Consider the following 21,973-nt stretch of genomic DNA (forward strand, 5'->3'; position numbering starts at 1 on the left):
CAATTCCCGCTCACGATGGAACATCAGAATGGACCACTCTGTGCAAGGATCATTTCCCGCCTGAAGAATCCTTCAAGTAGCGGAAGAACTCGCTATCGGGCTGCACCAGCAGCACGTCGCCCTGGCCCTGGAAGGATTCCTGGTAGGCCTTGAGGCTGCGAGTGAAGGAGTAGAACTCCGGGTCCTGGTTAAAGGATTCGGCGTAGATACGCGTGGCCTCGGCATCACCGTTACCGCGAATCTGCTCCGCGTCGCGGTAGGCGTTCGCCGCGATAACGGTGACCTCGCGGTCGGCCGCTGCGCGAATACCCTCGGCCAGTTCCTGACCCTGGGCGCGATGCTCACGGGCCTCCTTCTCACGCTCGGCATTCATCCGTCGGTATACGGAATCGGATACGTCGCGAGGCAGGTCGATCTGCTTCACGCGCACGTCGACCAGTTCAACACCGAGTTCGGTTTTCACCACGTCGCGCAGGTCGTTGGCCAGGTCTTCCATGAGCTCGTCGCGCTCACCGGAAACCACTTCCTGAATGGTGCGCACAGCCACCTGGTTACGCAGGCCGTCGTTAATCCGCTGCGCCAGCAGGCCCATGGCCCGGGCTTCTTCACCGTTGGTGGCGGTGTAGAACTTGGTGGTGTCAGACACGCGGAACTTGGCGTAAGAATCCACGATCAGGGCTTTTTTCTCCTGGGTGAAGAATGGCTCTGGCTGGGAATCCACTGTGAGTACGCGGCCATCAAACTTGCGCACGTTGTTCACGAACGGCACTTTGAAGTGTAGACCGGGTTGAATATCCGGGTTGACCACCTCACCGAACTTGAGCAGTACGCCGCGCTCGGTTTCCTTGATTACGTAAACGGATTTGCTGCCCACGAAGATCACCAGGGCAAACAGAATCATAAAGATCATATTGCGATTAGACATGATTAGCGCCCTCCCCGACGGCTGGAACTTCCGGCGGCGGCCGCATCGCGACGCAGCTGCTCAGTCACCTGGTTAGTGAGCTCACGCAGAGTGGCGGAATCAATGGTGGCCCCACCGGCGCTGCGGCTCTGGCTCTGCTCGGCAAGCTTGTCCAGCGGCAGGTACATCATGTTGTTGCCTCCTTCGACATCGACCATGACCTTGCTGGTATTGGTGTAGACGCCCTGTACCGCATCGAGGTACAGGCGCTCGCGGGTTACCTCTGGCGCTTTCTGGTATTCCGTCAGAAGCTTGTTAAAGCGGTCTGCCTCACCTTCTGCGTTGGCGATAACCTGCTCCTTGTAAGCGCTGGCTTCTTCCACCTGGCGCTGGGCCTGACCGCGGGCCTCAGGGACCACCGCGTTGGCGTAGGCCTGGGCTTCGTTCTTCACGCGCTCCTCGTCCTCACGGGCCTTGATCACGTCGTTAAACGCGGCCTCAACCTGGCTGGGGGCTTGGAATCGTCAACGTTCACGGTGGATACCAGGATGCCTGTTTCATACAAGTTCAGGTATTCCTGCAGGCGCTGCTTCACATCGATACCGATCTTGGCACGGCCCTCGGTGAGCACCAGGTCCATGCTGGTGCCGCCCACGACATGACGCAGGGCACTTTGCGCGGCGTGCTGCAGCGAGCGCTCCGGATCGCGCACTTTCAGCACGAACCTGGTGGGATCGTCGATCACGTACTGCAGGGAGAGCTTCACCTCGACAATGTTCTCGTCCTGGGTGAGCATGGTCTCGCTGAGCGTAGAGGCGCGAACCTTGGTGGTGTTGATTTTGATCACTTCGTCGATACCCGGCGGGTTCCAACGCAGGCCTGGCTGGCGGGTGTCGTGATACTTACCAAAGCGCAGCACCACGGCACGCTCCTGCTGGTCGACCTGGTAGAAGCCCAGCAGGCCCCACAGCAGCAGGCCTACCACAGCCACAATCACCATGGCCGCCCAGGGGAAACCCCCGCTGCCACCGCCGCGCGACGATGAACCGCCACCGAACATGCCGCCCAGTTTTTCCTGCAGCTTCTTCAGCGCTTCATCAAGATCCGGCGGCCCCTGGTTCCCACCACCCCATGGGTCGTTGGGTCCCTTGTTGTTACCGCCACCCGGTTCATTCCAGGCCATGTTGCAACTCCTTAATCCAAAGTCGAATGAGTCTACCAAATTTTAAAACCCTGGGGTCAGGTCTCTGATTTCTCAGACAAACCTGGGGGCAGGTCTTAAATGTCTGAGAAATTTAAGACCTGACCCCAGGTTTGTCTGAAACCCAGGCGTTAGAACAAAGGCTCGGGGCCTTTCTTCATTAAACGGTTCCAATCGGCGCGGGGCAGGCGTACTTGCAGGTGGGCGGTGCCATCGTCTGCATAGTTCTCTGACTCCACAGCGCCTAGCGCATAAAAAGCGGCGCGTAATTGGCCCTGATCGGGGGCCAGTTCCAGTTCTTCGTTGACCATATCTTGTCCCACCAGCTCGCTGACGGCCTGCAGGAGCAGCTCCACGCCATCGCCGGTAGCGGCGCTTAACCATACCCGCTCGGGTTTACCTTCGGCATTACGATCTATACGTGGCTGCTGCTCGAGTAGATCCAGTTTGTTAAACACCTCCAGGCGCGGTATTTCGTCGGCGCCAATCTCATGAAGGACGTCCTGCACCTGGTAAATATTGTCTTCACGCTCGTCGCTGGCTGCATCGATCACATGTAGCAGCAGGTCAGCATTGAGGGTTTCTTCCAGTGTGGCTTTGAACGCCTCTACCAGCTTGTGGGGCAGATGGGCGATAAAGCCCACGGTATCGGCCAACACAACCGGGCCCACATTCTCAAGCTCCAGGCGACGCAGGGTGGGATCCAGGGTGGCGAAGAGCTGGTCGGCGGCGTACACACCGCTCTGTGTAATGTAGTTAAACAGTGTCGATTTGCCGGCGTTGGTGTAGCCGACCAGTGACACGGTGGGGATTTCCTGGCGCTTGCGCGAGCGGCGACCCTGGTCGCGTTGCTTGCGCACTTTTTCGAGACGCGCGGTAATCGACTTGATACGCACCCGCAGCAGGCGTCGGTCGGTTTCGAGCTGGGTTTCACCCGGGCCGCGCAGGCCAATACCGCCCTTCTGGCGCTCGAGGTGGGTCCAGCCGCGGACCAGGCGCGTGCTCATATGCTGTAACTGGGCGAGTTCAACCTGCAATTTACCCTCGTGGGTACGAGCGCGTTGGGCAAAAATATCGAGAATGAGACCGGTGCGGTCGAGCACCCGGCACTTGAGCTCCTGCTCGAGATTGCGTTCCTGGCTGGGGCTGAGGCTGTGGTTAAACATCACCACCTCGGCCTCGTGCAGGGCGACTTCGTCACAAATTTCTTCCAGCTTGCCGGCGCCGACAAAGGTGCCGGGATGGGGGCACTGCGCGAGCCCATAATGTAGGCAGCAGGGTCCCCTCCTGCGGAGAGCACGAGTTCTTCAAATTCGCGGGGGTCTTCCCGCTCGGATTCGCTGTCGAGGTTGAGGTGAACGAGCACAGCGCGTTCCCCGGACTCGGGTCGATCAAAAAACAAATTTACCTCGGGAGTCTTTCCCGCAGCGGAGAATCGGGGGGCGGCTGCGCTGACAACCGCGGCCGGCGTTCTTAGCTGTCACCGCCCTCTTCCGGCGGATGCTGCATGGGCAGGCGCACCACGCGGCTGGGAACAACGGTAGAAATCGCATGCTTGTAAACCATCTGACTGACGGTGTTCTTCAGCAGCACGACAAACTGGTCGAAGGACTCAATCTGGCCCTGCAACTTAATGCCATTCACCAGGTAAATGGATACAGGTACACGTTCCTTACGCAGAATATTCAGGTAAGGGTCTTGTAGGGTATGCCCTTTTGACATGGGATCTCTCCTAGCAGGCTCAACTCGAGCCGAAAAAAATTAAAAACTGGCCTTCTGCCCGCGCTGGTGTCGTACTTGCGTACCCCTTGACGTCCAGCGAGGGGGCGGGCCCTCACTACCGCTGAGCACATTATAGTGCATCCGCAGATTTCTACATGGGGGCGATGTTCAAATAGTTCAAGGTCGCCTCCACAGTAGTGAGACCAGAGACGTCGGGCGATGGTTCCTCGGGAGATACAAATTCCTTCAGGTTCCCGTCTGCATCGGTGTATGTCCATGCAAGATCGGGCCATTTGCGCAGCCAGGTGAGCTGGCGCTTGGCCAATTGGCGTGTCGCGGCGATGCCTTTTTCGACCGCCTCTTCCAGATTGGTTTGTCCTTCGAGATGCTCCCACAGCTGGCGATACCCCACGGCCCTCAACGCTGGCAAATCGGACGTGAGATCACCCCGCTCCTGGAGTGCTTTGACTTCGTCCAGAAAGCCCGCCTGCATCATCAGCTCATAGCGCAGCGCGATCCGCTGGTGGAGCACGGCGCGGTCTGTGGGGCAGATGACCAGCTGTTTAATGTCGTAGGTGTCGGCCGGTACTGGCGCACTATTTTGGTGCAACTCATGCCACTCTGACATGGGCTTTCCGGTGGCGCGGTACACCTCGAGCGCCCGCGCCAGACGCTGGGAATGATTGGGGTGGATGCGTGCCGCAGCGGCTGGGTCGACCTTGGCTAGCTCGGCGTGAATATGGGGCCAGCCATGCTCTGTCGCCTCTGCCTCAATGCTTGCGCGAATGGCTGGGTCTGCGGGCGGCATGTCCGCCATGGGCTCGAGAAACGCTTTGAAGTACAGCATCGTACCGCCGACCAGCAGCGGAATTTTCCCGCGGCTGGTGATCTCCACGGCCAGGCGGTTGGCATCGGCCGCAAAGTCTGCTGCGGAGTACGGGTCAGCCGGGTCACGGATATCCACGAGATGATGCGGATAATCCGGCTTGGCACTGCCGATGTCCAACCCACGGTACACGAGCGCGGAGTCAACACTGACCAACTCACAGTTGAGCTGCTCGCAGAGCGCGATGGCAAGATCTGTCTTCCCCGAGGCCGTCGGCCCCATCAGGCAGATCAGCGGCGGCTTGCTCATGCGCCCACAACCTTGGGGTCAGGTCTTAAATTTCTCAGACACGAGAGGCCTGACCATGCTTGTCTGAGAAATTTAAGACCTGACCCCATGGTGTTAGCGGCCGCGGAGGAAGAGCTTGTCGAGTTCATCGAGGCCCAGTTGGGTCCAGGTGGGGCGGCCGTGGTTGCACTGGCCTGAGCGTTCGGTCTCTTCCATGTCGCGCAGCAGGGCATTCATCTCAGGCACGGTTAGGCGGCGGTTGGCGCGCACCGAGCCGTGACAGGCCATGGTGGACAGAATTTCATCCATGTGGGCTTCGATGCGCTCAGAGCTGCCAAACTCGATGAGGTCAGCCAGCACATCCCGGAGCAGCTGCTCAACATCGGAATCACGCAGGCTTACGGGGATTTCACGAATCACCAGTGCCTCTTCACCGGCCACATCCACAGCCATGCCAAGGCGCTGAAACAGCGCGCCATTTTCTGCCGCTATTGCGACCTCGCGCTGGCTCACCGCTATCGATTGCGGCACCAGCATGGGCTGGCTGCGAATGCCTTCCGCGTCGCGGGCGGTTTTCAGGCGCTCATAGGTAATACGTTCGTGGGCGGCATGCATGTCCACCAGCACCAGGCCGGCGGCGTTTTCGGCCAGAATGTATATACCCTTGAGCTGGGCCAGCGCATAGCCGAGCGGCGGAGCATCTTCCTTGCGCTCCTGCTCGGGCAGGGGTGGATGCACTTGTTGGTAGGCCACCATCTGCGCCTGGCCAGCTGCGCCGGCGCCCGACCCTCCAAAAAAGCCTGAGCCCATAGGGCGCGGTTCATTGACCGGCGGCGCATTGAGAGGCGCGCGCTCGCTGCCCCAGGTCAGTGCTGACTGAGTGGTGATTTCACCGGTTTCGGTATTGATGGCCATGCCGTCGCCGGTGGCCACAGTATTTTCCGGCAGTTGATCGGCCGGGCGCACATCGGCCAGAGCCCGATGCAGGCTGGAAAAGATGAAGTTGTGGACACTGCGACCATCCCGGAAACGCACCTCATGCTTGGTGGGATGTACGTTGACATCCACCAGGGCCGGGTCAAGTTCCAGATAGAGTACAAACGCCGGGTGGCGACCGTGGTAGAGCACGTCGCGATAGGCCTGCTTCACGGCGTGAGCGATGAGCTTGTCACGAATCACCCGGCCGTTAACGAAGAAATACTGCAGATCCGCCTGGCTCCGTGAGAAGGTCGGCAAGCCTACCCAGCCCCACAAACGGAGTCCGGGCACCTCGTTCTCCACGTAAATGGCCTGCTCCATAAACGCAGGCCCGCACACGGTGGCCACCCGCCGCTGCTGTTCCGCCTGGCTGGTGCCAGATTTGAGCTGGTGAATGGTTCGGCCGTTGTGACGCAGGCTGAACGCCACATCAAAGCGCGACAGCGCCAGGCGCTTCACCACTTCTTCGAGGTGGTTGAACTCTGTTTTCTCAGTACGTAGAAACTTGCGCCGCGCGGGCGTATTAAAAAACAGGTCGCGCACTTCCACGGTGGTGCCCTGCGGGTGCGGCGCTGGCTTAACAACCACGTCCATGTCGCGCCCCTCACAGGAGGCGCTGTTGCCGCCACTACCTTCTTCATCGGCATTGCTGGTCAGGGTAAGCCTCGACACCGAGCCAATACTGGCCAGCGCCTCGCCGCGAAAGCCCAGGCTGCCTACGGCTTCCAAATCTTCCAGGGACACAATCTTACTGGTGGCATGGCGAGCCATGGCCAGCGGGAGATCGTCCGGCGGCATACCGCTGCCATTATCGCGGATGCGGATGAGTTTCACGCCGCCGCCTTCAACATCGACGTCGACCCGGGTAGCGCCGGCGTCCAAGCTATTCTCCAACACCTCTTTAACCACCGAGGCCGGCCGCTCAACCACTTCACCAGCGGCAATCTGGTTGGCTAGACGGGTCGATAAGCGATGGATCTTGGACATGGAATGACAATATTCAGGGCAAAAGACGATGGTACTGGATTCCCGCGCCACGCAACACCTCGGCTTCCGACAACCCTGGGGTCAGGTCTTATTTTTCTCAGACAAATGAGGTCTGACCCCGGGGTTGTCTGAGAAAAATAAGACCTGACCCCAGGGTTATGTGGCGGGGATGGTGAGTTTTTGGCCGACCATGATTTTAGAGCCGTCGATGCCGTTGGCACTTTTCAAGGAAGCCAGGGAGACGTTAAAGCGCTGGGCAATGCCGGACAGGGTATCGCCGCGGGCAATGGTGTATTCAGCGCCGCCCTGGGCCTTGTTGTAGGCGATCAGGGTGCCTGAGGGCGGGTGCGCGATCAGGTAGTTCTTGATACCGGCGTGAATGGCGCGGGCCATTTTCTTCTGGTAGCTCGGGGTGGAGAGTTTCTTGGCCTCGCCCGGGTTCGAGATGAAGCCGGTTTCCACAAGGATGGAGGGAATATCCGGTGATTTCAGCACCGCGAAGCCGGCCTGTTCCACGTTTTTCTTGTGTAACCGGGCGACGCCGCCCATGTGCCCCAATACCTGAGAACCCACCTGCAGGCTGGCGTCCAGAGTTGAAGTCATGGAAAGGTCGGCCAATACGCCCGCGAGCATGTCGTCTTTATCTGACAAGCTGACGCCGCCGACAAGGTCAGCCGCGTTTTCGCGCTGGGCCAGGTAGCGGGCGGCTGTACTGGTAGCACCGCGGGTGGACAGCGCGTACACCGAGGCGCCGTTGGCCTCTTTGCGCGTGAAGGCATCGGCGTGGATGGACACGAACAGATCAGCCTTGCGTTTGCGGGCGAGATCGCGACGGCCCTTCAGGCTGATGTAGTAGTCGCCACTGCGGATCAGCGTGGGCGTGAAGCCACTATCGGCCTTGAACAGGCGGTGTATTTCTTTGGAGATGGCCAGCACCACGTCTTTTTCGCGGCGCTTGCCGGGGCCTAGTGCGCCAGGGTCTTCCCCACCGTGGCCCGCGTCGATGGCGATGATAATGTCGCGCTTGCCCGCCGCCGTGGCGGATTTTTTCACCACGGGTTTGCTGGCCTGCGTGCCTTTATCGTAGAGATCGAGGACGAGGCGGTCGCCGGCCTGGTCATTGGCTTTAAGCGCAAAGCTGCGGGGATCTACTGCGGCGCTGATATCGAGCACGACGCGCAGGTCGTCGCCGTCACGCACGCCGGAGCGCACCTGGCGGATGGGTGTGTTATCGAGCTTGAGGTCGGAGAAATCGGTGCGCAGGCGAGTGTCTTCCACATCCAGCACAATACGCGAGGGGTTACTCAGCACCATGAGCTTGTGATCGGCCGGGCCGGTTAGGTCGAATACCACACGGGTATGATCTGGCGCGCGCCACAGGCGCACGTCCTTGACGTCAGCCGCACTTGCCGTCGATACCACAAGCGTTGCCGCTACCAGAAAACTTAGGGTCGCCCCGATCCACGCCCTGTCCATGTCACTCCCGCACCTTGAGGTACTTATTATGTCTCGTGGCTCAAAGAGCCAGACGCAGTCTTTCCAACACCCTGTTGCCCTGATCGGTATTGGAGTGCACCTGCAGTCGCCTGCCGGCGCCGTCACGGTCTATGTTAATCACTAAATCTGCCGGGGGCAAAACACCTGCGCCGAGCTCTGGCCATTCCACCAGGCAAATGCTGTCGCGGGTGAAGTAATCACGAATCCCCATAAACTCGAGCTCTTCGGGATCCCCCAGACGATATAGATCGAAGTGGTAGAGATTTAGTTCCCCGAAATTGTAAGGTTCGACAATCGTGTAGGTGGGGCTCTTTACCGCGCCCTTGTGGCCGCGCGCCTGCACGATGCCGCGGCTGAGGGTGGTTTTGCCCATACCCAGATCACCCACCAGGTGTACGACGGTGCCGGGCTCTATCGCGCGCGCCAGCAGCTTGCCGCACCGCACCATGGCGTCTTCATCGGGGGCTTTAAGCTGCAGATAAGGCTCTCTCACTCGAGCAACTCCCGCAGCCAAGGCATGAGGTCAGAAGCGATTAAGCCGTGCATGCCGTCCTCGGCAGCCAGATCCGCCGCGGCGCCATGCAGGCACACACCGAGGGCCGCAGCTTCATCAAATTCCAAACCCTGGGCAACGAACGAGCCGATGACGCCGCTGAGAACATCACCCATACCACCACTGGCCATGCCAGGGTTACCGTAATCTGACAGCATGATGGGACCCGTGCCGGTAATCAGGGTGCCGTTACCTTTAAGCACAACCACGCCGCCCAGCTTTTCCTGCAAGGCGCGGGCGGAGGCAAATCTATCGTGCTGCACTTCGGCATTGGCGCAGTCCAAAAGCCGCGCAGCCTCCCCGGGGTGCGGGGTGAGGATATGGTCGGTGCCGGTTAATGTGAGCTCGCCGGCAGCGAGTAAATTCAGTACATCGGCATCGAGCACCAGCGGCTTGCCACTGGCGAGCGCCGCCTGGGCGAGAAACCGGGACCAGTCCGATTGACCCAAGCCTGGGCCCACCACAATAACGTCAGCGGCGGCGAGCATGGGCGCCAGATCATCGCCCGACTCCACTCCTCTGGGCATCACTTCGGGCGCGCGCGCCACCAGAGCAGACACGTGCTCTGGCCGAGTTGCCACCTGCACCAACCCAGCCCCGCAGCGCAGTGCGGCCTCTGCGGCCAGTGCTGCAGCTCCAGCCATGCCGTAGTCACCGCCCACGACCAACACCGTGCCATACATGCCCTTATGGGCATTGGCCGGCCGTTGCGGCAAAGTCTCCAGCAGTTCGGTAACGTCGAGGCCGAACACGCCGGCATCCACCTGCAGATAGATCTCAGGGGGCACCATCAGGTCGTCAAACTGTAGCTCCCCGACATAGTCAGGCGCCGCGGCGGTGAACAGGCCACGTTTCATGCCAATGAATGTCACCGTGAGATCCGCCACTACCGCACAGCCCAGCACGCGGCCAGTATCAGCGCAGAGCCCGGAGGGGATATCGACGGCCACTACGGGGGCGCCCACCGCGTTCACTGTTTCGATTGTCTCGACATAGGGGCCACGCACATCGCCTCCGAGGCCGGTGCCCAGCATGGCGTCTACGACAATGCCCAATGGGATGAGCTGGGTATCCTCAAAGGGCTGAATATCCACGCCATTGGCCTCGGCCTGTTGGCGCGCCAGTAATGCATCACCACTGATTTTGGCAGCGTCACCCAATTGATAGACGACGACAGGAATACCTCGCTTGTGGGCTAGATCAGCAATCAGGAAACCGTCGCCGCCGTTGTTTCCCGTGCCGCACAGCACCTGTAACTGTTCCGGCTCTGGCCAGAGGTCGAGCATGGCATCAAACGTGGCATGGGCCGCCCGCGACATCAGGGTAATGCCGGGAACGCCATGGCCATCTATCGCACTGCGGTCGAGGGCGCGAGTTTGCTCGGCGGTGTAGAGCCTGTCGGCGTAGCTTAAATCCAACGGTGTTGTCCTCACTGAGTTGTGGGAGAATTATACCCACATGTCTGATCAGCCTTCACAACTTCTCGCCGATATCCGCGCCCACGCGGCGCAACTGGGTTTCCAGCAATTGGGCGTGACTGACGTGAATCTGGCGGAGCACGAAGCCTATCTGCAAAAGTGGCTTGATGCCGGGTACCACGGCAGCATGGATTACATGGCCAAGCACGGCACGAAGCGTTCACGGCCCGACGAATTGGTGCCCGGCACCTGCCGGGTGCTGTCGCTGCGCATGGATTACCACGTACCGGAGGCCGGCGCCGAAGACGTGCTGGCCAGTAGCGAAAAGGCCTATATATCTCGCTATACGCTAGGGCGTGATTATCACAAGTTGATTCGCAAGCGTCTGTCGCAGCTGGCGAAATACATCCAGGAGAAAGCGGGTGGCGGTCACTACCGCGCGTTTGTCGACAGCGCCCCGGTGCTGGAGCGGGCCATCGCCGAGCAGGCGGGGCTGGGATGGATTGCCAAAAACACGATGCTGATCAATTCCGACGCTGGCTCCTGGTTCTTCCTCGGTGAGATCTACACCGATCTGCCATTGCCGGCCGACCCGCCGCAACCCAGCAAACACTGCGGCACTTGTACAGCGTGCCTGGAAGCCTGTCCCACGGACGCCTTCGTGGGCCCCTTCGAGCTCGACGCCCGCAAGTGTATTTCCTATCTCACCATTGAACACCACGGCTCGATTGACGAAGCGCTGCGGCCGCTCATGGGCAACCGCGTGTTCGGCTGTGACGACTGCCAGTTGGTGTGCCCTTGGAACAAATTCGCTCAACCCACAGACAAGGACGATTTCAAACCGCGCCACGGTCTGGAATCAGCGGACCTGGTGACGTTGTTCGAATGGGATGAAGAGACGTTCCTCACTCGCACCGAAGGCTCGGCGATCCGCCGAATCGGCTACGAGCGCTGGCTGCGCAACCTGGCCATTGGCCTGGGCAACGGCCCTGCCAGCCCAGCCGCCATCAGCGCCCTGAAACACCGCAGCGGCCACCCCTCCCCCCTCGTCCGCGAGCACATCGCCTGGGCCCTCAAAACCCTGGGGTCAGGTCTCTAATTTCTCAGACAACCCTGGGGTCAGGTCTTATTTTTCTCAGACAAGCCTGAGGCCGGGTCTGGAGTATCTTGATGAAATTTGGCTGGATGTGACGTGGCGCGAGCATCTCACGTCAGGCTAGGGTATTTGAAAAACTAGGCAAACGCTTATGGCCAGACCGCTTAGAATCGAATTTCCCGGTGCGCTCTATCACGTCACCTCCCGCGGTGACCGCAAGCAGTCAATCTTCGAGGACGATCGCGACCGACATATTTTCCTCAACACGCTGGGAGATGCCGCTGACACCTACCAATGGCAAGTGTTCGCCTATTGTTTGATGGGTAACCACTACCATTTGCTGGTCAGAACCCCTAACGCAAACTTGTCGCGCGGGATGCGGCATCTCAATGGCGTATTTACCCAAGCTACCAACAGACGCCACGAGCGGGTTGGGCATGTGTTTCAAGGGCGGTACAAATCGATTCTCGTCGACGGTCAGGCTTATCTACTGGAAGTCGCGCGATACATCCTGCTCAACCCTGTGCGAGCGGGGCTGATTGCGCACCCGGCGCGGTGGTCATGGAGCAGCTATCAGGCCACGTTTGGCACGACGCCCGCACCCCACTGGCTGCACCAGGAGGCGCTGCTAGGCAGGTTCGAAGGAAACAACAGTGCGTTTGAGCAGTTCGTGCTCCGCGGAATCGAGCGCCCTATCTGGGACAAGCTGAACCAACAGATTTACCTAGGGGATGACGCATTTATTGCCCAGGTGCAACGCTGTGCGCCACACCATGAAGCCGGTGTGCCCAAGGTGCAGTGTCGCCCCCCGGCACCAACAATACCCAAGGTAGAAAGAAATACATCCGGCAGGAATGACGCTATTCGAAAGGCACACGCGTCAGGCGCGTACACTTATCGGCAACTTGCCGCACGCTTTGGGCTACACCCATCAACCATTGGGTACATCGTGACGCGCAAAACGTCACCGAATCATACAAATAAGACCTGAACCCAGGGTTGTCTGAGAAATTAGAGACTGGACCCCGAGGTGGTGAGCAGCAGGAAGTGCTCGCGGTAGTAGCGCATTTCGTCGATTGACTCGCGAATGTCATCTAGCGCCAGGTGGGTGGCGGTTTTGCGAAAGCCGCCTTCCAGATCCGGGCGCCAGCGCTGCATGAGAATTTTCAGCGTGCTCACATCCAGGTTGCGGTAGTGGAAGTAGGCTTCCAAACGCGGCATATGGCGCGCCATAAAGCGGCGATCCTGGCAGATGGTGTTGCCGCACATGGGGGACGCATTCTCGGGCACCCATTCCTGCAGGAAGGCGATGGTTTCATCCGTCGCGCCATCGGCATCGTGGACGCTGGCACGAACCCGGTCCACCAGCCCTGAGCGGGTGTGGTGCGTGGTATTCCACTCGTCCATGGCATCCAGGCGCTCATCACTGGTGTGAATGGCTATCACCGGGCCCTCAGCGAGGGTGTTCAGGTCACTGTCAGTCACAATCGTGGCAATTTCGATCACCACATCATTGTCGGGGTCCAGCCCGGTCATTTCCAGATCGACCCAAATCAGATTATTCGCGTCCGGCATGCGCTTGCCTTTGTTGCTTGTCTGAGAAATTTGAGACCTGACCCCATGGTTGTCTGAGAAATTTGAGACCTGACCCCGTGGTTGGGAGTTTATCACTTGTCGGGAGGGGGCGGGGGCTCAATAATGGCGGCATGTCCAAGCGTAAACTCAGCCGGCAACAGGCCTGGCGGGTCGAGAAAATTCAGCAGGAGCGGGCCAAGCGGGCTGCGCGGCGTGCCGAGGTGGCGGAAGAGTCACTGGCGGGCGGTGAACTGGGGCCTGAACAGGAAGGCACCGTGATCGCTCATTACGGCACGCAGGTGGCTGTGGAGTCCGGTGTGGGCGCGGTGCAGCGCTGCCATATTCGCGCCAATATCGAGGGGCTGGTCACCGGCGACCGAGTGGTCTGGTGCGAAGGTGAGCCCACCGGTGTGGTGGTGGCGCAACTGGAGCGCGACAGCGTGCTGTCGCGGCCCGACCCTCACGGGAAGCTGAAAGCGGTGGCGGCCAATATTGACCAGATCCTGATTGTAATAGCGCCCTACCCTGAGCCCCATGCCAACCTGGTGGACCGCTACCTGGTAGCAAGCGAAGTGGTGGGCATTGAACCGGTGCTGGTGGTGAACAAGACAGACCTGTTGGCCGAGGACCCGGCCCAACAGACGCTCATGGACATGTTGCTGGAGGGTTATCCGGAGCTCGGCTACCGCATTCTGCATACCTCTAGTAAAGCAGGCGGCCTGGAGCAGCTACAGGATGCGCTGCGCGAGCGAACCAGTGTTTTTGTCGGACAGTCCGGCGTGGGCAAGTCGTCGCTGGTGAACACGCTGCTCCCGGAGGCCGACTTACGCGTCGGTGCGCTGTCGGAGAACACCCTCAAGGGCACGCATACCACCACAACGGCCCAGCTGTTTCACCTCGATTGCGGAGGTAGCCTGATCGATTCACCCGGCATCCGCGAGTTCGGCCTGTGGCATATGAGCCGCGAGGAAGTTGAGCAGGGGTTTCGGGAGTTTCGGCCCTGGCTGGGTACGTGCAAGTTTCGCGATTGCCAGCACGAGTCAGAGCCGGGCTGCGCAATTCTGGAAGCGCTGGAGCAAGGCGCCATCAGCGATGAGCGCCTGCACAGCTACCGGCACATTGTGGCCAGCCTGAACCAGTAGATCAGTCGACGGCGCTCGCCAAAGCCTGGCCCAGCGTGGTCGATGTACCTGCCTGGTATTGCTCATCCCATTCCACACTGTTTTCCGGGAACAGCAAGATGACCGTGGAGCCCAGCTTGAAGCGGCCCATTTCATCCCCGCGCGCCAGCTCAACCGGATCTACCTGGCCGTCGAAGCGCTGGGATTGCGGTGTCTTCGGCGGCGGTGCGACCTGGCCGCCCCACACGGTTTCAATGCCAGCTACGACCATCGCACCCACCAGAATCATGGCCATAGGGCCAAAGCCGGTTTCGAAATAGCACACCAATCGCTCGTTGCGGGCGAACAAGCGATCGACATTTTCTGCGGTGGTGCCATTTACCGAAAATAAATCGCCGGGCACATAAGTGGTGGCCAGCAGGCGCCCTGCCACCGGCATATGCACGCGGTGATAGTCACGGGGCGAAAGGTAGATGGTGGCAAATTTGCCGCCGGCAAAGCGCTCCGCCCATTCGGCATCGCCACCGAGGAGTTCAAAAGCTGAATAGTCCTGGCCTTTGGCCTGAAAGATTCGCCCGCCAACGATATCCCCCAGTTGGCTGATCGCGCCGTCGGCCGGGCAGACGACATCCGCCGATGCCAGCGGCCGCGCACCTTCCAGCAACGGCCGGGTGAAGAACGCATTGAAATTGGGATATTTCTCGTGATCGGGCTCGGCGGCCTCCGACATATCCACCTTGAAATGGTTAATAAACAGGCCGATGACCCAGCTCTTGAGCCAGACCGGGTGTTCAAGTTCCGCCAGCCAGCCGGTCATCCGCGACAGGAGATGCTGGGGCACGATATACTGCAAAAAGATGAAAATTTTGTCCATGAGGCGTAGTGTATCGCTTATCAGGGGAAACGCGGTATTCAATGGCGTGAAGATTTGGCTTGCATTGCTGGTAATGTTGCCCACAGTGGCAATGGCCCAGGCACCTGCTGTCGACAGCCCCGATCCTGACAAAACCGCCTCGCCCGAGGCGATTCCAGAGTTCAGCGACACCCCCGTTCCCACGGCAACCACCGACGGGGGCGAACCGCCTGCCAACTGGATTGACAGCTCTCACACCGCGGCCGCTGAATCTGCTCAGGCGCTGGTGGAATGGATGGACGACTTTTTTGGCGATTCGAACTACGACCTGGAGAAGGCAGAATCCTTCCTGCGGCTGGAGTTTGAAAACGAGTGGGACCAGGAAGACGGCAACGATTTTGGCGTTCGCCTGCGCGGTAAGGTTCAGCTGCCCAAAATCAGCCAGCGCGTAAACCTGCTGTTCAGCGACGACGACACCGCCGACGGCGACCGCGAAGAACGCGGCGATCAAGACAAAATCTCACTCAACGTGAACGTGCGCGAGAGTAGACGATCGCGCCTGGACGGCACTTTGAGCTGGTCCTCTGGCGCGCCCAAACCCGGCATTCGCTTTCGAAACGAGGGTGATATTCGCGAAGGCCGCAGCTATCGCTACGTACAGCGCGTGCAGTGGGATAACGACGAGCAGTTTTTCACCCTCGGCCAGCTGGATTTGTACCAGGCACTGGAAAACGAGGACGTAATCCGCTGGAGCAACCGCTACAAGTGGGGTGAGGAAACCGACGGCGTTGAGTGGCGCACCCGGTTGTCGTTGTTCCAGCGCTTCTGGCCCGACACCGAACGTCCGCTGGCGATGAATCACTTCGTCACCGTGCGCGGCGAAACAAAGCCGAAATCCTATGTACAAAATTACACCATTGGCACACTCTGGCGCCGCCAGGTGTACCGGGATTTCCTGTTTTTTGAAGTAGAGCCCACGCTGAACTACCGCCAGCCGGAATACGAGGAAGACCGCGAGGTCGCCTGGCAAATCATGCTGCGCCTGGAAATTCACCTGGCGCGCGACTTCTCCAAAAAGAAGCGGGACTAGGCCGCAGCCCAGCCCCACTTCACACCCTGACTAGAGATTCTCCTCCGCAAACGCCGCCAGGCGCGAGCGCACGATGCCGTTCACGTGCATGATGCCTGCATGCGGGTAGCGCTTACTCTTTTCCACCAGGTAGGTGAGTCCCGAGGTGAGCGGTGAAATGTACTTGTTGTCAATCTGGGCGAGGTTTCCCAGTACCACAATTTTGGAATCGGCGCCCACGCGGCTGATCACGCTCTTGAGCTGGAACTGGGTCAGACCCTGGCTCTCATCAATAATAATGTAGGCGTTATTGAAGGAGCGGCCGCGCATGAAGTTGAGCGATTTGAACTGTATGTTCGCCCGCTCTTTCACGTAGTCGATACTGCCGTGGCAGGATTCGTCGGTGCCGTGGAGAATCTCCAGGTTGTCATCAAAGGCCGCCAGCCAGGGAGCCATTTTCTCTTCCTCGGTGCCGGGCAAAAAGCCGATTTCCTCGGCAATCGGTGGCGTGGAACGGGCCACAATCAGCTTGGAATATTTCTTCTGCTCGAGAATGGCGTGGAGGCCGTAGGCCAGGGCCAGCAACGTTTTGCCAGAGCCGGCGGGGCCGGTCATCACGGTCATATCCACGCTGTCGTCATTGAGCAGCGACATCGCCATGGCCTGCTCGAGATTGCGCGGCGCCAGGCCCCAGAAGCGCTTGTGCATCAGGTTGTCGCGGCTGTCGCAGCGCAGGTACACGTACTCCTTGTCGACCCGTTTCACGAATGCCATGAACTCCTGATCATCGTGCAGGAACATATTGGGGTAGGCATAGGGGATGGATTCGCGGGGAATGCGGTGCAGGGTCATATCGCCCTCACGCAGGGTATCCACCTCGCTAATGTTGGACCAGAAATCCCCTTCAATGTGCTCGTAGCCCTTGGCCAGCAGGTCGATATCGTCGAGAACCCGGTCGCGGCGATAATCTTCCACATGCATCAGACCCGACCCCTTGGCCTTGATGCGCATGTTGATGTCCTTGGTGATCAGGCAGACCGTTTCGCCAGGGTTGTCCGCCTGCAACTTGAGGGCCACGTTGATGATGCGGTTGTCGTTGGCCTGATCCTGAGTGCCATCCAGGAAGGGAATATCAGAGGTATCGGTAATGAGCTGGTCTGGGTAAATGGCCAGGGTGCCAGAGCCCATCCCCTCGAGCTCGGACCCCGGCACCTCAACGCCCTCCTGAATTTCCTGTGGCGACGCGGCGTCCACCACTTTGTCGATCATTTGTATCGCTATTCGCGCCTCGCGGCTGACCGTTTTGTCGCGGCGGTCCTTGATATGGTCGAGTTCTTCGAGAACGGTCATGGGAATGACCACGTGATTGTGCTTGAAAGCCGTGACCGCAGTGGGGTCGTGGAGCAGGACGTTGGTGTCCAGAACATACGTTTTTTTAACGACGGGCTTGAGTTGAGTGGGTGTCTTTTCTACGCGCAGGGTGGAGCCTGAATCCATATAGGAATCCTCACGAGGTGTTCACTGGGTAATGGTCGGAAGTCTTGCGATAGATGCGCACGGGATGGGCCAGTGCGCGGCACTGCTGGTTGTGGTGTTTCCGTGAGAGTGGCCGACTTCTGCGTTCGGCGAGGGTTGTGATACTGGGTGAGAGAAGTGGCTATCTGAAAGCGCGAAGAAGGCCGGAGCTCGAGGGGCTCAGTGGCAGCGCTGGTGCGCTTGTTGATCGACGCGTATGGGCTCAAATGTTCACCTGCCCTGCGTCCCGGAGTCATTCAAAATACACATCCAACCGGGAGGTTGTTTCTACAGCCTTGATACCGATTACAAACCGGAATCCCCACGCTGTCAACACCTGCGGGGCCCTGCCTCAAGTTTCTCAGAAATTTGAGACCTGAACCCAGGGCTGTCTGAGAAATTTGAGACCTGACCCCAGGGTTATTTCCTGACAGGGAGGCGGTTTTCAGCTACGATAGGCGGCTTGATTTATTGATTTTAAGAACCCCTCTGAATGCTTAACCAGGACTCTCTCGCCCAGCTCAAAGGCCTCAAAACCCAGATGGAGGCTGAAAAGGAGCGCGCCGAGGCCGTGGTAAAGGGCACCCAGGCCCGCTACGGGTTTGCCATTCTGGATGACGGCCGGGAAGTCTTTATTCCCCCGATGAGATGCTCAAAGCCTTCCCGGACGACCGGGTAAGGGTTTGCATCCGCCCGGCCAAGGACAACAAGACCATTGCCGACATCGAGAAGCTGATCGACAGCCCCCTCGGTGACTTTACCGGCCGCTGTGTGCGCAAGGGCAAGGCAATGTTCGTCGAACCCGATCTGCCGCAGCTGCGCCGCTGGCTGTTTATTCCGCCTCACGCCCGCAACGGCGTGAAAGAAGGCGACTACGTGCGCTGCGCCATTTTGCGTCACCCAATTCGCGACGGTAAGCCGCAGGCGAAGATTCTGGGCGTGGTGGGCAACGAAGACAGCCCCGGCATTGAAAACCTGTACAGCATGGCCAAGTACCACTTGTCGGCCGAGTGGGGCAGCAGCAGCCGCAAGGATCTCGAAAAGCAGCTGGCCGAGTGCAAGCCGCTGGATGATGAGCGGCGCCGCGACCTGACGGACCTGGAGTTCGTGTCGATCGACGCCGCCAAAACCCAGGACATCGACGACGCGCTCTACGCCGAAGTGGTCGACAACGGCTGGAATCTGTTCGTGGCCATTGCCGATCCGACGTCGTATATCGATACCGACTCCAGCCTGTACCGTGACATCGCCTCGCGCGGCACCTCGGTGTATTTTCACGGCGACGTACTGCCGATGCTGCCTGAAGAGCTCTCGCAGGACACCTGCGCGCTGTCCGAAGGCGCCGATCGCCCTGCGCTGGTGTGCAAGATCCACGTGGGCGACGATGGCGAAGTCGGCGAATACGAATTCATGGAAGCGACCATCCGCTCCCGGGCCAAGCTGTCCTACTACAACGTCGACCGCTACCTCACCGGCCAGGACGACGAGTTGATGTCGCACGCCACACCGCTAGAAGCGCTGTACCAGCTGTATCGCGCGCTACGCACGCACCGCGAAGAGAACCACCTGGTGATGGAAGACCGGCGCGAGTACCGCTGGATCATGGGTGACAACAAGCAGATTGATCACATCGAGCCCTTCGAGAAGATGCTGTCGCAGAAGCTCGTGGAAGAATGCATGATCGCCACTAATCGCTGTGCGGCGCGTTTTCTCGCAGAGAAAGGCGCGAGCGGGCCATTTGTGACCCACCCCGGCTTTCGCGGCGACCGGATCGAGGAAACCCAAAAGTTTCTCGAGATGCATGTACCGGACACCACTGCACTGGACCCCAAAGAAGTCACCGGTTACCGGGACATCATGCGCACCCTCTCCAAACCGGACCAGAGCTTGCCACTTCGTGGCATGGTGAACCGCCTGCTCACCCGTGCCCAGTTTACGGCCGAACCCGGTCCACACATGGGCATGGCGCTGGAGCACTACAGCAACTGCACCTCGCCGCTGCGCAAGTACGCAGATTTCCTGGTGCACCTGCAGATCAAGGCGCTACTGCACGGCGAGGAAGGCAACCTGGTAGAACAAGCCACTCTGGACAAGCTGGGTGAACGCTTAACCATTGCTCGCTCCGCCACGCTCGAAGCCGAGCGCTGGCTGGCAGGCAAGCACCTGACCCGACAGTGTGAAGGCGAGACCAAGCCCAACTTCAAGGCCCAGATCACCCACGTGAACAGCTCCGGCTTTAACGTGCGGCTGCTCGATTCCGGGCTGGATGGGTTTGTGGATTTGCGCAAAGATCCAGAGAAGTTCAGCTACGACAAGTGGACAGCCAGCCTGACCAGCACCACTCGCCGCTTCGCGCTGGATCACGAAGTGGAAGTGAACTTTGACGGAGTAGACCCGGCCAATCAGTACCAGGCAAGCTTTTCGTTGGTGGAAGGTTGCGGCCTGAAACCGCCAAAGGAATCGAAAGAGAAAAAAGCCGAGGACTAGGCGGCTAGTGCACCTGGCGCCCGAGGGCGCCATCACCGGACTGGTTCATCACACCCGCTTCGGGGACCACCGGCTCGTCATTGGCGAGCCATTGCTGCACCCGGGCAACCAGTCGAATCATTTCCTGCACACCCAGCGCGCGTAGATAAGCACCCATATCGCGGTGTGAGTCAAGCACCACATTCGTATCCACCGATCGAAACGCCTGAATAATACGCAGCTCCCGATGGGAGTAGCGGTCTTCCTCACCAAAAATCAGCTTAGTAAAGGTGTCGACAATGGCCATTTCGGATATTCCGCTGCCATCCATATTCTTGTGCGAATGCTTCATGCCTGCCTCGGCCCATGGCGTTTCATGGTTCGTCTATTTGATTATGGGCGAATTCCAGAGCCCCACTGATCAAATATTAGGCAATATTTCGCATTAAGCGATCATTTATTAACCAACTGTCGCGCAACAGCCGACAAAAACTTGGTCAGAAATGCGCATTTCCCGGTGTGCGAGGGTAGGGAATGGCGTCACGCACATTCTCCATGCCGGTCACATAGTTGAGCAGACGCTCAAACCCGAGACCAAAGCCCGCGTGTGGCACGGTGCCGTAGCGGCGCAGGTCGCGATACCACCACAATTCTTCCTTGAGCTCGGCGTCCATGCGCGATTCGAGCACATCCAGGCGCTCTTCACGCTGGCTGCCGCCGATAATCTCGCCGATTCCCGGAGCCAGGACGTCCATGGCCGCGACGGTTTTCTCATCGTCATTGAGGCGCATGTAGAAGGCCTTGATGTCTTTGGGGTAGTTCATCAGTACCACGGGGCGGCCCACGTGCTCCTCGGCGAGGTAGCGCTCGTGCTCGGAGGCGAGATCAATGCCCCACTCCACGGGGAACTCGAACTTCTTGTCGCAGTTCTGGAGAATTTCGATCGCATCGGTGTAGTTCATGCGTTCGAAACTGTTGTCGATCACAGCGCGAAGCCGGTCGATAACCGTCTTATCGATACGCTGCTGGAAAAAGGCCATGTCATCCTCGCGCTCTTCGAGCACGCGAGTGAACACATGCTTGAGCAGGTCTTCGGCGAGGTCGGCGTCGTCATCGAGATCAGCAAACGCAATTTCCGGCTCTACCATCCAGAACTCGGCCAGGTGGCGGCTGGTGTTGGAGTTCTCGGCGCGGAAGGTGGGACCGAAGGTGTACACCTTGCTCATGGCCAGGCAGTAGGCTTCCACTTCCAATTGGCCAGATACAGTGAGGAACGCCTCGCTACCGAAAAAGTCCTGGCCGTAATCCACACCGCCCTGCTCGGCTCTGGGCAGGTTAGCCATATCCAGGGTGCTCACGCGAAACAGTTCACCGGCGCCTTCACAGTCGCTGCCGGTGATGATGGGCGTGTTAATCCAATTGAAATCGTTACTGTGGAAGTAGTTGTGAATGGCGTTGGCCAGGGTGGTGCGCACCCGGGTAATGGCACCAAAAGTGTTGGTGCGCGGGCGCAGATGCGCCTGGGTGCGCAGGTACTCGAAGGTATGGCGCTTTTTGGCAATGGGGTAGCTTTCCGCGTCATCCACCCAACCAACCACTTCCACCGCCGAGGCCTGAATTTCCACGGACTGGCCCTTACCCTGGGACTCAACCAGTTCACCGCTGATCACTACGGAACACCCTGTGCCGGTTTTCAGTACTTCGCTCTCATAATTGTCGAGCGTGCTGGGTACCACCGCCTGAATGGCGTCAAAGGCGGTGCCGTCATGCACGGCCAGAAATGAAATACCGGCCTTGGAATCGCGCTTACTGCGCAGCCAGCCCTTTACCGTCACCTGGGTGCCGGTGGCAATTTCGCCCTTGAGGGCGGCAGCAACTGTAGTGAATGTAGACATGGCGGATTC

At 59.3% G+C, this 21,973-nt stretch carries 18 protein-coding genes and 2 pseudogenes; 6 read left to right on the forward strand and 14 right to left on the reverse strand.

Annotated elements, in window-relative coordinates; genetic code table 11:
• Positions 1–49: 49 nt before the first annotated feature.
• The 9 genes and pseudogenes from hflC to BST95_RS00610 all read right to left on the reverse strand — a co-directional run bounded on the left by hflC (position 50) and on the right by BST95_RS00610 (position 10,374).
• Entirely contained in the window at positions 50–925 is an 876-nt protein-coding gene (gene hflC / locus BST95_RS00570; RefSeq protein WP_084197730.1) for a protease modulator HflC, read from the reverse strand.
• A 2-nt stretch (positions 926–927) separates the two neighbouring features.
• A pseudogene (gene hflK, locus BST95_RS00575) lies at positions 928–2,087 on the reverse strand (FtsH protease activity modulator HflK).
• 149 nt (positions 2,088–2,236) lie between these two features.
• Positions 2,237–3,507 (reverse strand): annotated as a pseudogene (gene hflX / locus BST95_RS00580) (ribosome rescue GTPase HflX).
• A 71-nt stretch (positions 3,508–3,578) separates the two neighbouring features.
• Positions 3,579–3,827, reverse strand: coding sequence for an RNA chaperone Hfq (gene hfq / locus BST95_RS00585; protein WP_066052834.1), 249 nt, complete (start codon positions 3,825–3,827; stop codon positions 3,579–3,581).
• Between the two features lie 151 nt (positions 3,828–3,978).
• Positions 3,979–4,962, reverse strand: a complete 984-nt coding sequence (miaA, locus tag BST95_RS00590; protein WP_084197731.1) for a tRNA (adenosine(37)-N6)-dimethylallyltransferase MiaA — start codon at positions 4,960–4,962, stop codon at positions 3,979–3,981.
• Positions 4,963–5,055: 93 nt separating this feature from the next.
• Positions 5,056–6,906 carry a DNA mismatch repair endonuclease MutL gene (gene mutL / locus BST95_RS00595; RefSeq protein ID WP_084197732.1) on the reverse strand — a complete coding sequence of 617 codons (1,851 nt, stop codon included), beginning with the start codon at positions 6,904–6,906 and terminating at the stop codon, positions 5,056–5,058.
• A 156-nt stretch (positions 6,907–7,062) separates the two neighbouring features.
• Positions 7,063–8,382 carry an N-acetylmuramoyl-L-alanine amidase gene (locus BST95_RS00600; protein WP_084197733.1) on the reverse strand — a complete coding sequence of 440 codons (1,320 nt, stop codon included), beginning with the start codon at positions 8,380–8,382 and terminating at the stop codon, positions 7,063–7,065.
• A 40-nt stretch (positions 8,383–8,422) separates the two neighbouring features.
• Positions 8,423–8,896, reverse strand: coding sequence for a tRNA (adenosine(37)-N6)-threonylcarbamoyltransferase complex ATPase subunit type 1 TsaE (gene tsaE / locus BST95_RS00605; RefSeq protein WP_268245016.1), 474 nt, complete (start codon positions 8,894–8,896; stop codon positions 8,423–8,425).
• Positions 8,893–10,374, reverse strand: coding sequence for an NAD(P)H-hydrate dehydratase (locus BST95_RS00610; protein ID WP_084197734.1), 1,482 nt, complete (start codon positions 10,372–10,374; stop codon positions 8,893–8,895). The genes tsaE and BST95_RS00610 overlap by 4 nt, the downstream gene beginning before the upstream one ends.
• 40 nt (positions 10,375–10,414) lie before the next feature.
• On the opposite strand from BST95_RS00610, the gene queG reads away from it, so the two are divergent.
• Positions 10,415–11,473 (forward strand): tRNA epoxyqueuosine(34) reductase QueG, encoded by a 1,059-nt coding sequence (gene queG, locus BST95_RS00615; protein WP_084197735.1) that lies wholly within the window; start codon positions 10,415–10,417, stop codon positions 11,471–11,473.
• Positions 11,474–11,621: 148 nt separating this feature from the next.
• Positions 11,622–12,461, forward strand: a complete 840-nt coding sequence (locus BST95_RS00620; RefSeq protein WP_084197736.1) for an REP-associated tyrosine transposase — start codon at positions 11,622–11,624, stop codon at positions 12,459–12,461.
• A gap of 20 nt (positions 12,462–12,481) precedes the next feature.
• On the opposite strand, the gene orn is transcribed toward BST95_RS00620, so the two are convergent.
• Positions 12,482–13,045, reverse strand: coding sequence for an oligoribonuclease (gene orn, locus BST95_RS00625; RefSeq protein WP_084197737.1), 564 nt, complete (start codon positions 13,043–13,045; stop codon positions 12,482–12,484).
• Between the two features lie 131 nt (positions 13,046–13,176).
• On the opposite strand from orn, the gene rsgA reads away from it, so the two are divergent.
• Positions 13,177–14,187, forward strand: a complete 1,011-nt coding sequence (gene rsgA / locus BST95_RS00630; RefSeq protein ID WP_084197738.1) for a small ribosomal subunit biogenesis GTPase RsgA — start codon at positions 13,177–13,179, stop codon at positions 14,185–14,187.
• A 1-nt stretch (position 14,188) separates the two neighbouring features.
• Here rsgA and asd read toward each other — a convergent pair whose 3' ends face one another.
• Entirely contained in the window at positions 14,189–15,040 is an 852-nt protein-coding gene (gene asd, locus BST95_RS00635) for an archaetidylserine decarboxylase (RefSeq protein WP_084201004.1), read from the reverse strand.
• Between the two features lie 46 nt (positions 15,041–15,086).
• On the opposite strand from asd, the gene BST95_RS00640 reads away from it, so the two are divergent.
• A complete protein-coding gene (locus BST95_RS00640) occupies positions 15,087–16,109 on the forward strand; it encodes a hypothetical protein (protein ID WP_146004263.1) in 1,023 nt (340 codons plus the stop codon).
• A gap of 30 nt (positions 16,110–16,139) precedes the next feature.
• Here the strand turns inward: BST95_RS00640 and BST95_RS00645 are convergent, their stop codons facing one another.
• Complete coding sequence (locus tag BST95_RS00645) at positions 16,140–17,585, reverse strand: PhoH family protein (protein ID WP_084197740.1); 1,446 nt, start codon at positions 17,583–17,585, stop codon at positions 16,140–16,142.
• 511 nt (positions 17,586–18,096) lie between these two features.
• Here BST95_RS00645 and BST95_RS20220 point away from each other — a divergent pair.
• A complete protein-coding gene (locus BST95_RS20220; protein ID WP_240500239.1) occupies positions 18,097–18,282 on the forward strand; it encodes a hypothetical protein in 186 nt (61 codons plus the stop codon).
• A complete protein-coding gene (locus BST95_RS00650) occupies positions 18,252–20,090 on the forward strand; it encodes a ribonuclease R family protein (RefSeq protein WP_240500240.1) in 1,839 nt (612 codons plus the stop codon). The genes BST95_RS20220 and BST95_RS00650 overlap by 31 nt, the downstream gene beginning before the upstream one ends.
• A 4-nt stretch (positions 20,091–20,094) precedes the next feature.
• Here the strand turns inward: BST95_RS00650 and BST95_RS00655 are convergent, their stop codons facing one another.
• Positions 20,095–20,421: a hypothetical protein gene (locus tag BST95_RS00655; RefSeq protein WP_084197741.1), complete on the reverse strand. Its 327-nt coding sequence runs from the start codon at positions 20,419–20,421 to the stop codon at positions 20,095–20,097.
• A 145-nt stretch (positions 20,422–20,566) separates the two neighbouring features.
• Positions 20,567–21,964, reverse strand: coding sequence for an asparagine--tRNA ligase (gene asnS / locus BST95_RS00660; RefSeq protein WP_084197742.1), 1,398 nt, complete (start codon positions 21,962–21,964; stop codon positions 20,567–20,569).
• Positions 21,965–21,973 lie beyond the last annotated feature (9 nt).

It is taken from the genome of Halioglobus japonicus, assembly GCF_001983995.1.
GTDB lineage: Bacteria > Pseudomonadota > Gammaproteobacteria > Pseudomonadales > Halieaceae > Halioglobus > Halioglobus japonicus.